This window comes from Catonella massiliensis (genome assembly GCF_016651435.1).
GTDB classification, from domain to species: Bacteria; Bacillota; Clostridia; order Lachnospirales; family Lachnospiraceae; genus Catonella; species Catonella massiliensis.
The window spans coordinates 1020110-1036511 of record NZ_JAEPRJ010000001.1; the positions used below are offsets into that span (position 1 = coordinate 1020110).

The 16402-nt window shown below is 42.4% G+C and carries 13 protein-coding genes and 1 other annotated feature; of the genes, 12 read left to right on the forward strand and 1 reads right to left on the reverse strand.

What is annotated here, in order from left to right; genetic code table 11:
• Positions 1 to 84: 84 nt before the first annotated feature.
• A complete protein-coding gene (locus tag JJN12_RS04645) occupies positions 85 to 900 on the forward strand; it encodes a transglutaminase domain-containing protein (protein ID WP_208428581.1) in 816 nt (271 codons plus the stop codon).
• 97 nt (positions 901 to 997) lie between these two features.
• On the opposite strand, the gene tyrS is transcribed toward JJN12_RS04645, so the two are convergent.
• Positions 998 to 2224, reverse strand: a complete 1227-nt coding sequence (gene tyrS / locus JJN12_RS04650; RefSeq protein ID WP_208428582.1) for a tyrosine--tRNA ligase — start codon at positions 2222 to 2224, stop codon at positions 998 to 1000.
• Between the two features lie 102 nt (positions 2225 to 2326).
• Positions 2327 to 2569, reverse strand: a binding site (T-box leader).
• A 625-nt stretch (positions 2570 to 3194) separates the two neighbouring features.
• On the opposite strand from tyrS, the gene JJN12_RS04655 reads away from it, so the two are divergent.
• The 11 genes from JJN12_RS04655 to JJN12_RS04705 all read left to right on the forward strand — a co-directional run bounded on the left by JJN12_RS04655 (position 3195) and on the right by JJN12_RS04705 (position 16386).
• Positions 3195 to 4895, forward strand: coding sequence for a GspE/PulE family protein (locus JJN12_RS04655; protein ID WP_208428583.1), 1701 nt, complete (start codon positions 3195 to 3197; stop codon positions 4893 to 4895).
• Positions 4896 to 5057: 162 nt separating this feature from the next.
• On the forward strand, positions 5058 to 6116 hold the full coding sequence (locus JJN12_RS04660) for a type IV pilus twitching motility protein PilT (RefSeq protein ID WP_208428584.1): 1059 nt from the start codon (positions 5058 to 5060) through the stop codon (positions 6114 to 6116).
• An 11-nt stretch (positions 6117 to 6127) separates the two neighbouring features.
• The gene (locus tag JJN12_RS04665) at positions 6128 to 7342 is read left to right on the forward strand and encodes a type II secretion system F family protein (protein ID WP_208428585.1); all 1215 of its coding nucleotides are present in this window, start codon (positions 6128 to 6130) and stop codon (positions 7340 to 7342) included.
• A 476-nt stretch (positions 7343 to 7818) separates the two neighbouring features.
• On the forward strand, positions 7819 to 8256 hold the full coding sequence (locus JJN12_RS04670; RefSeq protein ID WP_208428586.1) for a type II secretion system protein: 438 nt from the start codon (positions 7819 to 7821) through the stop codon (positions 8254 to 8256).
• A 34-nt stretch (positions 8257 to 8290) separates the two neighbouring features.
• A complete protein-coding gene (locus tag JJN12_RS04675) occupies positions 8291 to 9052 on the forward strand; it encodes a prepilin peptidase (protein WP_208428587.1) in 762 nt (253 codons plus the stop codon).
• A 32-nt stretch (positions 9053 to 9084) separates the two neighbouring features.
• Positions 9085 to 10971, forward strand: a complete 1887-nt coding sequence (locus JJN12_RS04680; RefSeq protein ID WP_208428588.1) for a type IV pilus biogenesis protein PilM — start codon at positions 9085 to 9087, stop codon at positions 10969 to 10971.
• 3 nt (positions 10972 to 10974) lie between these two features.
• The gene (locus tag JJN12_RS04685; protein ID WP_208428589.1) at positions 10975 to 11769 is read left to right on the forward strand and encodes a hypothetical protein; all 795 of its coding nucleotides are present in this window, start codon (positions 10975 to 10977) and stop codon (positions 11767 to 11769) included.
• Between the two features lie 104 nt (positions 11770 to 11873).
• Positions 11874 to 13067, forward strand: a complete 1194-nt coding sequence (locus JJN12_RS04690) for a prepilin-type N-terminal cleavage/methylation domain-containing protein (protein ID WP_208428590.1) — start codon at positions 11874 to 11876, stop codon at positions 13065 to 13067.
• Positions 13064 to 15289 (forward strand): hypothetical protein, encoded by a 2226-nt coding sequence (locus JJN12_RS04695; RefSeq protein ID WP_208428591.1) that lies wholly within the window; start codon positions 13064 to 13066, stop codon positions 15287 to 15289. Before JJN12_RS04690 ends, JJN12_RS04695 begins: the two co-directional genes overlap by 4 nt.
• Positions 15290 to 15306: 17 nt before the next feature.
• Positions 15307 to 15825 carry a pilus assembly FimT family protein gene (locus JJN12_RS04700; RefSeq protein ID WP_208428592.1) on the forward strand — a complete coding sequence of 173 codons (519 nt, stop codon included), beginning with the start codon at positions 15307 to 15309 and terminating at the stop codon, positions 15823 to 15825.
• A gap of 54 nt (positions 15826 to 15879) precedes the next feature.
• A complete protein-coding gene (locus tag JJN12_RS04705) occupies positions 15880 to 16386 on the forward strand; it encodes a PilW family protein (RefSeq protein ID WP_208428593.1) in 507 nt (168 codons plus the stop codon).
• The last annotated feature ends 16 nt before the right edge of the window (positions 16387 to 16402 follow it).

The following is a 16402-nucleotide window of genomic DNA, read 5'->3' on the forward strand; positions in this document are numbered from 1 at the left end:
TTTAAAAAAGTACTTGCATTTGGTTTCAAAATGGTATATTATATTACAAACAAATCTTAAAACGTAACCAAAGGAGAAAAACGTATGAACAGACTTTACAAATACTTGTTTGCGTTAAGCCTGTTGTTACTGGCTTTTCTGGCAAACCCCGATAAGGCACTCGCAGACAGCGCAACTATAGAGAACGCAAACGATGGAACAGTTAAACTTGTCTACAACAACGACAATGATGCAAGGGTTAAGCTTCTTGTTCAGCTTACCGGAGGCACTCAGTACAAGTATGACATACCTAAGGGAAATGTAGACATCAATATCCCTCTTACACAGGGAAATGGTGAGTACAAGCTCATCCTATGTAGAAACATCTCAGGTACCAAATACGCAGTAGTGCAGACAGTAAGTGTTACCCAGAGACTTTCAAGTGACAATGATGCTTTCCTTTCATCTAACCTCATTATAGACTGGAATACTACCAATGAAGCCATCAAAAAGGCTCAGGAGTTAGCAAAGAAAGGTGGAAGCAAGAAGATTAAGTACATCTACGACTTTGTAGTTAAGAATTACTCTTATGACTATGACAAAGCCAACAACATCAACGAGATAGCAAAGTACTCACAGTACATTCCAAACATCAAGAAGATATATACAGATAAGAAAGGTATCTGCTACGATTATTCAGTGCTCTTAGCTTCGATGTTAAGAAGCGTGGGGGTTCCTACAAAGGTAGTTACAGGATATACCGTTAATGCCACAGTATATCACGCTTGGAACAATGTATATGACAACTCCAAGTGGAACGTAGTAGATGCAACCTACGATGCACAGATGTACAGAGCAAAGAGAAGCTACAGTATGTACAAGAGCTTCAGTGATTATAAGGACATCGTATATACCTACTAATCACCACATTAAATTGTTTGTTCTTCCTCAAAGAATAAAATAAACTAAAAATCCCCCGGCCCAAGGTCAGGGGATTTTTGCAGCTCAATCACAAGTCCTACTCCAGTACCACCTTGCAGAACTTCTTCTTACCCTTTCTTACTATAAGTCCATCGCCCCTTAGCTCATCAGGAGTGAAGGTGGCGGCAAAGTCAGTTACCTTGTTGTCATTTACAACCACTCCTCCCTGTTCTACAGCACGTCTGCCCTCTGAGCGGGTAGCCACAAGGCCGGACTTGTGAAGCAGGGTAATGATGTCAAATACACCGTCTCTTGCATCCTCCATAGAGATAGCAAAGGAAGGCATATTCTCAAGGCTTCCGCCACCTGCAAACAAGGCCTTCGCAGCAGACTGAGCCTTCGCTGCCTCCACTTCTCCGTGCACAAGCTTAGTAAGCTCGTATGCAAGGATTTCCTTCGCTTCGTTTAACTTCGCACCCTCCCAGGACTCCATAGCAAGGATATCCTCTATAGGAAGGAAGGTAAGGAGCTTAAGGCACTTAAGTACATCTGTGTCATCTACATTTCTCCAGTACTGGTAGAACTCATAAGGCGTAGTCTTCTCAGGGTCAAGCCACACAGCACCGCTTGCAGTCTTACCCATCTTCTTGCCCTCAGAATTAAGCAGGAGAGTGATAGTCATAGCGTGTGCATCTTTACCAAGCTTTCTTCTTATAAGCTCAGTTCCTGCAAGCATATTGCTCCACTGGTCATCTCCGCCAAACTCCATATTACAGCCGTATTTCTGGTATAACATATAGAAATCATAGCCCTGCATAAGCATGTAGTTAAACTCAAGGAAGCTAAGCCCCTTCTCCATACGCTGCTTGTAGCACTCCGCCGCAAGCATCCTGTTTACTGAGAAATGAGGGCCTATATCCCTAAGGAACTCAATATAGTTAAGGCCTAGGAGCCAGTCAGCGTTATTTACCATGATAGCCTTGCCCTCGCCAAAGTCTATAAAGCGCTCCATCTGCTTCTTAAAGCACTCACAGTTATGCTCTATGGTCTCCTTAGTCATCATGGTACGCATATCACTCCTGCCGGAAGGGTCGCCTATCATACCTGTACCGCCACCCATAAGGGCTATAGGCTTATTACCTGCCATCTGGAGGCGCTTCATCAGGCAGAGCGCCATAAAATGTCCCACATGAAGGCTGTCGGCAGTAGGGTCAAAGCCTATATAGAACACAGCCTTTCCCTCATTTATCATCTTGCTGATTTCTTCCTCGTTAGTTACCTGGGCTATCAGCCCCCTTGCCTTAAGTTCCTCGTAAACAGTCATATTATCCTCCTTTAACCATATAAAAGCTATTCATATCCAAGAAAGTTTTTGTTTTCTGAAAACCACAAAGATTTTCCCTTAAACAAAAAAAGCTCCCATCCCCTAAAGGACGAGAGCGTAAGCTTCGTGTTACCACCTTAATTCACAGAATATATCTGCCTCAAACGGGTACAACAGTCTATACCCTGACTCTCTAACGGAAGTCTGCCGTCACAGCCTATTAAACAACGCTTTCAGTGTGAAACTCCGGGATGTATTCAACCAGACTCTTTCTTTCGCCTCTCACCAACCGGCTAATCTCTGTAAGTGAACCTCTGATTTACTTCTTCCTTTCACAGTTTGTAATGATGATTAAAACATAAGAATAACAATTTGTCAAGACCAAACACCTGCCTACACATAATAAGCAGGAATCAGCATGGCTATAACATATTATGAAATATCTGAAAATAAAGTCCATATAATTGTATAAGTTTCATAAAATACATAAATAAACATTAAATAACTAATTTGTAACCTCAATGTAACCGAAATATGCTATAAAGATACGTATACTTTAATTTGGTTGCAGTTACCCGGTATTATACTGATAATATGATACAAGTGTCAGAAGATAATATACACTCCCTCAAGCAGGGCCACGCCTGATTTTATACTTTTGGTGCTTATATCATAATACTTATATATAACTTAAGGGTATATCAGCATATTCTTTTATTCAATATTGGTATACTTATAAATGTAGAAAAAGAGGCTTATATATAGATTTCTATAAAGAAGCAGTTAATAGAAGACGAATAGATGCCGAACTACATATTAGGGTTATTCTGTCTGTGCCTTCCTTAAGGGGCTTGTCAAAATGACGTATACGGATATGAAAAGGAAATGTACTATATAGAGGACCACAGGGAGAACCACAGGGAGGAAGAGATATTAGAATACGATAAAGTGATACTATAGGAGGGGCGTAATGCTGGTACGTAAGGGAAAGAAGAGAATAGGCGATATTCTGGTAGAAGAGGGGATACTTACAGAAGAACAGCTTGAAGAAGCTCTTAAGGCTGCGAAAGCAGAGAATAAGAAGATAGGTGAGGCCATAACTGACTTAGGCTTTGCTACTGAGCAGGACATAGCTGAGGCTCTTTCTTCACAGTTAGGCTTTGAGTATGTGAACCTATCGACAGTACATATCCCCGATAACGTACTAAGCCTCATAAATGAAAGCGTACTAAGGAAGCATCTGATGATACCTTATGCCTTCGTACCTAATACCATCAATCAGGTAAAGGTAGCCATGGTAGACCCCATGGATATGTCAGCCATAGATGACTTTAGTATAGTGACCAATCTCCTCGTAGTACCATCGGTAGCTACTACCCGTGACATTCTCATAGCCCTTGACAGATACTATGGAGATACAGAGACAATAAAGGCAGCCCAGGAATACGCTAGGGAAAGAGAGGACCTGGCGGCTAAGCTTGCAGAAGGTGATTTGTCAAGCCAGGACGTACAAAGCTCCCCTGTAGTACAGCTTGTAACCTCTATGGTAGAGCAGGCAGCCAGACAGAGAGCCAGCGATATACATATAGAAGCAAAAGAAGATTCTGTACGTGTACGCTTTCGTATAGACGGCTCGCTTTATGAGAAATTCACCTATTCCATCCACCTCCTTCCTGCCATTATGGCAAGACTTAAGATAATAGGCGGTATGGATATCGCAGAGAAGAGAAAGCCTCAGGATGGAAGATTCACCATCCTGGTAGACAAGAGGGAGTATGACATCCGAGTGTCTGTACTTCCTACAGTATACGGAGAAAAGTGTGTTATGCGACTTGCCCAGAAGAAGGCCCTTACCAGAAACAAGAGTGAACTGGGCTTCTCCCCTTCCGAGCTTCAGGCCTTTGACGACATACTTAAGAACCCTAACGGTATCCTCCTTGTTACAGGGCCTACGGGAAGCGGAAAGTCTACCACACTTTATACCGCACTTTCAGAGCTTAACAAAGAGGATGTAAACATAGTCACTGTAGAAGACCCTGTAGAGGCAAACATAGACGGCATCAATCAGGTACAGGTAAATGTAAAGGCAGAACTCACCTTTGCGAGTGCCCTCCGCTCTATCCTTCGACAGGACCCGGACATCATCATGATAGGAGAGATACGAGACGGCGAGACAGCTCAGATAGCGGTGCAGGCCTCCATCACAGGACACCTCGTGGTAAGCACCCTGCATACAAACTCAGCCGCAGGAAGCATCAACCGTCTCATCAATATGGGAGTGGAGGGCTACCTCCTTGCAGACTCCCTGGTAGGAATCATAGCACAGAGACTCGTAAGAAGGCTCTGCCCGTACTGTAAGAAGCCTCACTTAATCACCGATACCGAAAGAAGGATAATGGGCATAAGGGCAGATGTAAATCCCGAGATATATGAGCCGGTTGGCTGTGAGAGGTGTGACAACACAGGATACTCAGGGCGTATCGGTATATATGAGATAATGAAAATCACACCTCCTCTTAAGGAGCTGATATCAAAAAATGCCTCCGTAAGTGAGCTAAAGCAAATGGGAATGCGTGAGGGTATGCACACCTTAAGGCAGAGTGCAACTATGCTGGTAATAAAGGGCATAACCTCAGTCCACGAGATGATAAAAACTACCTTTGAGAACTAACACAGGACTTAGGTAACTAAGCCCTGAATACAGAAAAGATATGACAGCCTATGATATAGTACTTAGGAAATGAAGCTTTGTAATACACAGTAGATATGACAGCCTATGATATAGGACTTAGGTAACCAAGTTGTATAATAAAAAAAGAAATGTGAGGGTAATATGACGATAGAAGAAATACTTAGACTTTCCCAGGAGAAAAGAGCATCAGACATACATCTCTCTCCGGGAAGTCCGCTTATGTTTAGAATAGACGGTGAGATGGTTCCACAGACTGACTACCACCTCACCCCTGAAGAGACCTGGGGAGCAATCTCCTACGTAATGAGCGAAGATGACATACGTAACCTAAAGGAGGCAGGAGAGCTTGACTTTGCCTTCTCCCTTCCGGGCCTTTTTAGAGTACGTGTAAATGTATTCAGCCAGAGAGGCACCTATGCGGCGGCGCTTAGAATACTTAGCTTTGAGACACCTACTCCTGAAAAGCTTGCCATACCACACTCGGTAGTGAAGCTTACCCACAAGAAGAGGGGGCTAGTATTGGTTACAGGAGCTACAGGAAGTGGTAAGTCCACCACACTTGCAAGCCTTATAGGAGAGATATCGGGAAGGGATGCCAAGAACATCATCACACTTGAAGACCCTATCGAGTACCTACACCCACATAAGAGATGTATAGTAAGCCAGAGAGAGATAGGCTCAGATACCACCTCGTACGCAGCAGCACTGAAGGCTGCCCTTAGAGAAGACCCTGATGTCATCCTGGTAGGAGAGATGAGAGACCTGGAGACCATCGCCATCGCTATCACAGCGGCTGAGACCGGACACCTTGTATTCTCGACCCTTCATACCAACTCTGCGGCTGACTCCATAGAGCGTATGATAGACGTATTTCCTCCACACCAGCAGCAGCAGATAAGGGTTCAGCTTGCGGGAGTCCTTGAAGGAGTAGTCACACAGCAGCTTCTTCCAAGGATAGAAGGCAAGGGAAGGCTTGCTGCCTACGAGGTCATGATAGCCACCCACGCCATAAGGAACCTTATCAGAGAAGGAAAGACCTACCAGATACCTTCCCTCATCCAGACTGGAAAGAAAGACGGTATGCAGTCCATGGATGATGCCATATACGAGCTGTATGTGAAAGGAAGAATAGACGAAGAGACTGCACTTAGACATGCTTTCAGCTTTGAGAGGATGAAGCAGAGAATCGGAAGATTTTAGGAGGGTAAGAAGTGGCAGATTTTACATATCTTGCGATAGACAACAAAGGAAAAGAAAAGAAGGGTACCATACAGGCTGAAAACAAGGGTGATGCGGTCACTCAGATAAAGAAAAACGAGATGACGCTTATCCGCATTGAAGAGGCGAATATCCTTACCAAGGACATAGAGTTTAGCTTTGGAAGCGGTATTAAGATAAGAGACCTCAGTGTGTTCTGTAGGCAGTTCATCAGTATGATAAATGCAGGTGTAACCATCATAGATGCTTTAGAGATGTTGTCTGTGGCTACAGAGAATAAGACCATGGCAAAGACCATAGTAAAGGTAAGAGCCAATATCCAAAAGGGTGAGACCCTCTCGGAGTCTATGGCAAAGTACCCTAAGATATTCCCTTCCATCATGATATCCATGGTGGCGGCAGGAGAGGCTTCAGGTAAGCTTGAGGTAGCCTTTGAGCGTATGGCGGAGAGATTCGAGAAGAAGGCTAAGTTAGATGCCATGCTTAAGAAGGCATCTGTATATCCTACCATAGTTATGATAGTATCTGTTATAGTCATCATAGTGATGCTGGTACAGATTATACCTACCTACAAGTCGATGTTTGACCAGCTGGGAGCAGACCTTCCTATACAGACAGTGCTTGCAGTGAAGCTTAGTGACTTCATCATAGCCAGGTGGTACGTGCTTGTAGGCCTTCTCATTGCCTTCATTGTGGCTGTGAATGTATACAAGAAGACGATACCCGGTCAGATAACCTTCGGTACCATAGCCAGGAAGCTCCCTGTATTTGGTATCATCAATGTAAAGAATGCCTCGGCAAACTTTGCAAGAACACTGTCAACCCTGGTATATGCAGGACTTCCTATGGTGGAGGCACTTGAGATTACCTCCAACACCATGGAAAACTACCTATATAAGGAATGTCTTAAGAAGGCAAAGGAAGAGGTAGTAAAGGGTGTGCCTATGTCAGAGCCTATACAAAAGAGCGGGCTTTTCCCTCCTATGGTAGGCTATATGACAAGGATAGGAGAGGAAACAGGAGACATAGAGGGTATGCTAAGTAAGCTAGCCGACTACTATGATGAAGAGGTAGAGATGGCTACACAGACACTGATGGCGGCACTTGAGCCTATGATAATGATGGTGCTTGCGGGCATCGTTATCCTCCTCATATCTGTTATCATGGGGCCTATGATATCCATGTACGGAGCACTTGACAATCTATAATTCGTATTTGTGTACAAACCTAAGAGATATGCGTAAGTGTGAATATATATCGCTTTTTACGATAGGGTAGATATGAAATATGAGGAACTGCTACAGTATAGAAAATAACGATATATAGGCTATTTGCTTATGCTCTTGACTATATTTTGTACTTTGTACCTAAGCTGTGGCAAAAGAATTATTTTATATTTTACCTCTTTTACTGTTAAGAAGTTTGTGGATTTATCCGATATCTTTATTATAAGAAGGATAGAACCCACGTTATAACAAATAAGTTGCTGATACGTGATATAAGATATCATAAAAAGCAAAATAATAACTAAACTTTGTAAAATATGGAATCAAGTATTGAATTAGCAAAGTTGATATGTTATAATACAGCCATAGGGCGACAGCCTTCGCTTACTTTGAATTAAAAGCACTTATAGGGAGTGTTTTTAAGATATAATAATTTAATCAAAAAGGAGAAAGAAAACATGAACCAGAGAAAATTAAACAATAAGGGATTCTCCCTTGTAGAGCTTATCATCGTTATTGCTATTATGGCAGTACTTATCGGACTTCTTGCACCACAGTTCATTAAGTATGTACAGAGATCAAAGTACTCAACAGATGTTAAGAACGGACAGGAAATTGCAACTGTAATTCAGACTCTTATAGCTGATAACAAATTAAAAGAGAACAAATCAGATATTCCAGTTAGTGGTAGTGCTATAATGGACGAGGCAAAAAAGAGCAACTTATTAAGTGAAGTTCCAGTTAGTAAGGTATCTGACAAAAATCAGTTCTATGCTACTTATGACGTCAAGAGCGGTAAAGTTGTTGTTAAAATTGGTGAGGCAGCTAGCGGTTCTGCCGTTTCACAGCTTTATCCTGAGCTTACCGGTGAGTACAAGGACAAGATGACTGAGTAATCAGAACTATACATTAACTACTGAAAGGAACATTATGAGCTACGAAACTATGACCTACCTCATCTATGCACTTATCTTCCTCTTCGGTATCACCATAGGCAGCTTCTTAAATGTCTGCATCTATCGTATACCAAGGGGTGAGACAGTGGTGACTACACCTTCGCATTGTATGACCTGTGGTCATAAGCTAAGTTGGTTCGAGTTGCTTCCTTTGTTTTCCTACATCTTCCTGGGCGGAAGGTGTAGGAGTTGTAAAAGTCATATTTCACCTCAATACCCTATAATTGAGGGGCTAAATGGCTTCTTATACGTACTTGTATTTGCAGTAAACGGATTGAACGTAATATCCATTATTTATGCATTATTTACGTCAGCACTTATAGTGCTTACGGTAATAGATTGGAGGACTTATGAGATTCCAATCAGTATTAATATCTTCATATTGGTACTTGGATGTCTTAAGGTGGTCTTGGATTTTAACAACTTCCCTGACTACCTTATAGGCTTTTTTATAGTAAGTGGTTTTCTTCTTATTCTGTATATGATAACAAAGGGCAGAGCTATAGGAGGAGGAGACATTAAGCTTATGGCTGCAGCAGGGCTCTTGCTTGGCTGGCAGTTGATTGTACTGGCATTTTTTATAGGCTGTATACTAGGCTCTATGCTTCACCTCATACGTATGAAGGTGCAAGGTGCAGAGAGGATGCTTGCGATGGGTCCCTACCTCTCGGCGGGATTATTTATAGCTATGCTTTGGGGCAATGGTTTTATAGAATGGTATTTAAGCAGTTTTTGATATAAACAATAAACTTTAATTTGGAGAATAACATGGAAAACAGAGTACTAAGTATTGAATGCGGACGAAGCCTTGTTAGGGTTCTTGAGGTATCCTGCGGAGGAAGGGAAACAAAGATATACAACTCATTTTTGTTTTCTACGCCTAACAATATGTTCGAGCAGAATGACTCAGAAGAGTTTGCAAGCGTATTGCAGGCAGAATTGAAGAGAAGGAAGATAACCACCAAGAAGGTTGTCTTTGTCATCAATTCAAGCCGTATGGCTACCAGAGAGGTTATCATTCCTGCAGTAAAGGAGAGCAGGATAGATGACCTTATTTCAGCTAATGCCTCAGAATACTTTCCGGTAGACCTCTCCCAATATGTACTCGTACATGAGATTATAGAGAAATTCACAGAGGGGGAGACAAAGAAGTACAGGCTAAACGTCCTGGCTATTCCCCGCGACATCATAGAGTTCTATGAGTGCCTGGCAAGGGACATAGGACTTAGCCTATACGGTATGGGCTATACCGGCAATGCCTCCAAGCTTCTTATGCAAGGTGAAAGTGCAGAAGGAATCAGGGCATTACTTAAAATAGACGGACGTTCCTCTATACTTACCATAATGGATGGTGATAGAATTGAACTCCAGCGTCATATAAGCTACGGTGTATCTGAGGCTGTATCCATAGTGTGTGAGAATGGAATGTATGGCCGTCCTGACTTTGCCAGTGGACTTGAGGTGCTATATGATAACAACCTCCTCTTTGATGAGGCAGTGGATGCAAACGGAGACGGCGTATATGAAGACTACGAGGTAATTGCTTCAAATGCTGAGTATAAGCTAAAGGAGGATGTCACCGAAAGCCTTAGGATGCTATCAGGCAGTGTAGCCAGAATCCTCGACTATTATCTCTCAAGGATTCAGGGAATCAAGATAGAGAAGATAGATGTAATCGGTATTGGTGCCGAGATAAAGGGCTTTATGGAGTTCCTTACTTCTGAGTTTGGCATTCATACTGAGAAGATGCCTCCGCTTAGGACCTTCCACATAGTGAAAAATGAAGAGGAGGTAGAAAAGCACCTTGCAGCATATTACTCCTGTATCGGTGTGACCCTTAAGGGAGGACTCCTTCCTGCTATCAATAAAAGAAGACTTGAGGCCTCCTCTAAGTCAGGTGGGGGTGAAGCCACTACAAGCATAGGTGCATTGGTTATCCCTTCAGTTATCAGTGCTGTCTTTGTAATTGGAGCTGCGGCCTGGTTTATACTGGCATACTTTGATTACAATTCAGCAAAGGAGAAGAATGCTTCGCTTAATACACAGATAACAGCCTACTCTTACATAGAAGAGGTTGAAAAGGCTAACCTCATCGCCAAGGCTGACTACGACTGGATGAGCTCTGCGGTTAAGCTTACAGAGTCTAATAACAACGGCTTAAAGTCCCTTATAGAGGAGCTTGAGAGAAGGATGCCTTCAGAGATACGTGTGCTCTCCTTCAATGCTTTGCCTGACAGGATATCTCTTAATATAACCGTCAGCAACAAAGAAGCTGTAGCAGATATCATCAAGCGTATGAGAGAGATAAACAATGTAATTGTAACCAATGTATCTACGATTTCAGAGACAAAGGGCAAGGATGACAGGGTAGAGGTTAACTTCTCGCTGGATGTCATATATATAAATACAGACGCAGGAAAGGCTGCTGAAGACGCAGTTAAAGCAGAAGATGGCGAAGTTACCGGAGTAGAAAGCACAGATAATGCTGCAAGCGAAGGTGCTGTAACAGGTACAGAAGGTAGTGATACTACTGCGAGTGAAGGCGCTGTAACAGAAGCAGAAGGTATGGATAACACTGCCACAGACAAGAAGACTTCAGACACAGAGGCTTCCGGTGGCACTTCATCAGCTACAGAAAGTGGAAAGGGGGAATAAGAGATGTCGATATCAGAAAGAGATAAGAAGATATTAATAGTATTTGTTGGCATTCTTATATTTGCCCTCGTGTATTATTTTCCTATAAGAAGTTATACGGAAGACGCAGAGAAGCTAAATACTGAGAATGTAGGCCTTACCGCAAAGCTTGCAGAGCTTGAGGCAAAGGTCGCAAGGGAGTCTGAGATAAAGGCTGAGACTACCAACTATGAAGCAGATACCTTGGCTTTGGTAGCAAAGTTCCCATCCTTCTTACAGGTTGAGAATGAGATAATGGATATAGTAGGACTTGAGAAAGAGCTTAAGGTAGAGGTTCCGCTCATTACTGTCAATACCCCTGTAGAGATGAAGGGCTCCGATACGCCTGAAGCAGAGACCACGCAAGCTCCACCACAGGAAGTGGCTACAGAGGAAGCCCCTGAGGCAGCCCCTGAGGAAGCCTCTGCTACAGAAGCTCCTGCGGCTGATGAGACTGGGGTGGCACCTGCTGCGGCAAATAAGTATAAGCTCTATGATATGTCTACCAACATCAACTACAAGGGCGGATACGACAGCCTAAAGAAATTCCTTGACAAGATAGCTAAGTCTACCGACAAAAAGAGCATCAACTCGGTATCGCTTACCTTTGATAACAAGACAGGGAATCTGGACGGCAATATAGTATACGATTCATATTTCCTTGCAGGAAGCGACAGACCTTATGAAGAGATTATCACCAAGACTATCAGGCACGGCACTAAGAACATATTCGGAACTGTAGACACATCTAAGGCAAATAGCGATGGAGCAGACGAATAAAGCACTAAAACGAAATTGTCAGAGTTTGCGGTATGGCTATTAACATACGCAAACTCTGATTGGATATAACATACATAAAAGGAGAGGAAGTGAGGCTGCAGAATATGAAAAATCATAAAAAAATATGCTCTGACAAAGGTTTTTCTCTTATAGAGATTATAATTGCAATCGCTATACTTGCAATTATTACTCTCCCTTTATTAAATGCATTCGTAACTTCTTCCAAGATGAATGCCCTCTCCAGGAACAAGCTCTTAGCTATAGAGACAGGCAAGAATATAATGGAGGAGCTAAAGGGCTACAATTTGGCGGATATTATTAAGTTAGGCTCGCCTAATATCACCTCTCCTACCATATTTGGCAATACAGGCTTTGAAGAGCTTGACTATAACCCTTCTACACACAAGTACGTAGTGGCGGCGCATAAAAGCCTAAGACAAAGCCACACAGGCAGGGATTATGATTTTTACCCTAAGGCAGGCGGTAAGTATTATTTTTACTTAAAGAACATTGAGGGAGAAGGCTTTACTACTAATGCTCTTATAACAGTATCAAAGCCTTCCATTACCGCAGATAATATAGACAAAATCACACCTGTAAGTACAGACAAGGATATACTGATTGATGCTACACTTAGTGCGGGAGATGCTGCCACAAAGATGTTAAACGATCCCTTACTAAGCTCTAGTGTCAAGCATAATGTGAGTGCAAGCACCCTAAGAAGGGAAATACATATAACTGTTACAGGTACGGAAATTGTCACAGTTAAGACTGAATTTAATTATTATGTAAACGGGAGTGCTTCCCCTGTCACAGGACTTAGTGACTTAAGAACTGAAGAAAGTGACTCCCCTAAGGATGAGCTAAGAAGCATATATTTATTCTTAGCGCCTTGGAATAACTCGACAGGAGATGAGAAGATAGTTATAGACAATCCATTAAATAAAAAGTTCAAGCTCTACATTGTAAAGCAGGATACAGGAAACTTAGGAAATAAGATGATAATCTTAGATGTAAGGGATGGAAATATTAACTTTGCAGAAAAGAGCCCTGTTAAGGTATTTACCAATGTTGCAGACACTAACTTTAGATGCAGGTATTATCGTGGTTCCCAGCCTTATACTACTGATAAAATTGATGTGAATATGTCTCTTGTTGAAAGCAAGTCTGCTGATGAGGTAAACAGCTTCGCAAGGTTATATGATATAGAGGTTAAGGTATTTAACTCCAATGTGGATGAAAATGGCATTGCAGGTGCAGAGCCACTAATGACATTGACAGGAGGTATGTCCAATTGATGAAGAGAAACGACAATAGAGGTTCTTCTATACTTATGGTTATCCTGGTGGTAGCAGGGATAGGCGTGATGGCTGCCATTGCGCTCTGGGTATCACTGCGCAATGTCCAGATGAAGACCACTGATGCCGAGATAAAGGAAAGCTTCTACTCCGCAGAGGGAGTGCTCGAGCAGGTAAAGGCGGGAGTAAAAGAAAAGGCGGAGGCTGCATACAAGGAAGCAGTGACCAAGGACCTGGAGAACTTTGCCAAGTACAATAACAGCAGTCAGACGCCTGTGGGTGCGGTATCATCCACTGTATCTGAGAAGGCCCGCAGGGCAGAAGACTTCAAGAGGAACTTTAAGGATACTTTTAAGAGAAGTATTGATAGAGGTACGGCAGGCGAGTATAATATTAAGTCTATTAGTAACCTCGTAGATCAGAGCCTCTTAAACAGCCCTACATATCCTTATGCTGTTGTATCCGCTATGAATGGAGGCTTCAGCAGGAATGAAGGTATAGTAAAGGATGAAGATGATAAGCTTGTACTTAAGGGTATTAAAGTAAGATATGTAAGTGAAGACGAACAGGTATCTGAGATAGTTACGGACATCACGGTAGCTGTACCAAAGCCTGATGTGGCCTACGGCACTTCGGACCTGGATTTGTTTGAATACGCTATCATAGGCGATAAGGGAGTAGAGGTTATAGCAGGACATGTAGATATAAAAGGCAGTGTATATGCAGGCTTTAGTGATGCTCTTAACAAACAGGCTTTTGTAGCCAAGTCTTCTACCAATGTGGGACTTTATGACAAGACCCTTATAGCCAATGGAACGGTTTATGTAGCTAATAATGCAAGTCTTAAAGCTTCTCCTAATCAGAAGATATGGGCAGGTGGTATTCTGCTAGACGGCGGCAGGGCAGAACTTACGGGTGCCTCATATGTAGCTGATGACCTTACTCTAAGCGGAGTGAGGTCCAGTGCGAAGATATCCGGCACATACAAGGGCTATGGCAATGATAAAAATGTGGCAGGCAGCTCGTCGGCCATTATCATAAACGGCAAAGACAGCTCTATAGACATGAGCGGTGCAAAGGAAGTTGCTCTTGCGGGCTACTCTTATATAGCTACAGGAAATGAAAAGCTTCGTGATCGTTACTCACAGGGGAATGCAAACAACAATGTGGATATCAAGATGGGTGAGTCCATTGCGGTAAAGGGCAATCAGATAGCCTACCTTATGCCTGGCGAGTGGATAGGGACAGACTCAAATAAAGAGTCAAAGTTTGGCCACAATCCACTTAGCTATGATGAATACAAGAGGCTCCTAAATGAGAGGGATTCAAGTGGCAAGAACTATGTTCTTGTAGATACCAAGGCAAGAGCATACAAGACAGGTAAGACATTTGAAGACTATGGTGTAACAAAGTCAGACCTTGACGCTAATTACATCAAGATATTTGTACAGCCTATCACAGGCATATCAAGTGACGGCCTTGTATACTTCTATGTGAATCTTCCACAGGATAAGGCAGCCAGGTACTTTAGTGACTTCTATGCGGCAGACAAAAACAGGGCAGAGGAGCTTAAGAAGCATACAGACTTCTATACAGGCACTATAAAGAGTGCCGCCGAAGCGAATATCAAGACAGTGGGTAACTACACCTTGTATGACAATGACCTCGTAGTCTTGCCGGGTAAAACAAGTACAATAGATGGCACAGGCAAATTTATCAAGACCTTCAGGGCTCTGTGCACCAACCTTACTACAAAGGTAAAGGCAGGACAAAAGGAAAATGAAGTATTTAAGAACATAATCAATGAAGCTGTGCTTAGAGGCTACTTGGCAGGAGTTGTAAAAAAAGAAGTATCGGTAAACGGCGTGAAGGCAGTGATTACGTCAGGTAATTATGATTACAACTCTTCCTCAGGTGATGTAAGGCTCATAGTGGCAAATGGTGATGTAACCGTAAAACGAAATTTTACAGGAACCATCATAGCAAACGGCAAGGTCAAAGTAAATTCTGCGGGAGAAATAAAGTCAGATGACAGCGGTATAATTAAAAACCTTATTAGTGAACCGCTTACCGCAGGCGGAAGTGATTATTTTTACAAGGTATTTAAGGACGGAGAAGCGTTTGCAGCTTCAGGAAGCACTGTGAGCGGCAATGACCTTTTTGCTGACGGAAGTGTTGATTTAAGTAAGCTTGTGTCCTACAGTAATTGGAAGAAAAAATAGTTAAGGAGGAGACGATATTGAATAACAAGGGATATTCTTTACTGGAAGCTATAGTGATTATTGCCATACTTGGAGTTCTTACAGGATTTATGGCTACTTCGTCAGGCTTGTTTGATGGCAGAAGAGTAAAGGCCTGTGCAGACAGCGTGTCCTCCTTATTAGACAAGGTGAGGCTTGCAAACCTTGGCAAAGACGAGGTTACACTCACCATATACAAGGATACTGACCAGGCGATAAAGGCAAAGATAGTGACCAAGATAGTGTCAAGAAATGACTCGATTACTGAGAAGATTACTGAGAAGACATTTATTGAAGATGTAAGTGATGACAATGTAGAAATGTCTTATTCTACCGATATCTCAGGAAGTGCTGAGAACCCTGCGGGGGCTGCTGGCATGGTTTTTAATTTTAACAGAAACACAGGTGCCATCAAGGATACCAGCCCTAACGGTATCCAGTGCATAATACTTAGAAAAGGAAATGCAGAGAAAAAAATCAAGATATATGCTGCAACCGGAAAAATCATTGTTGAATAAAGAAAGCCTGATACTAAATGAATCAGGGCTTGCATTTAGGAAGGAGATGTAGATATGAGAAAGCGCATAAGTAACAAAGGATTTTCTCTGATAGAGGTTATCATTGCTCTTGCCATCATCATGGTGGTGAGCGGCTCTATCATATCTTTTCTCTTAGCTGGCAGCAGGTCTTATTCATCTGTTATAACTACTACTGACTTGCAAAAGGAAGCACAGCTTGTGATGAATCAGATATCTGATATAGTGATATCGGCAGAAAAGGAAGTGAGATACACAGACAGTACCCTTGAAGTAATCAATGAAAATGAAAAATATGAGATAAGCTATGTGCCTGCTGAGAAAAAAATCTATTATAAGAAAAGCGTAATTGATACGATGAGCAGGAGCTTTGAGCTAAAGGAAAATGTCCTTATGGCTGAAAATGTAACTGCATTTAGTGCGGATGTCATAAAAGCCGAGGGCAAGAATAAGATAAGGGTAAAGATGAAGCTGAAAAATAACTCCCAGTCCTACGTAAAGGAAGAGACAATAACTCCAAGAAATGAAAATGTAGTTAAATAGGACGGGGATTTGTCCG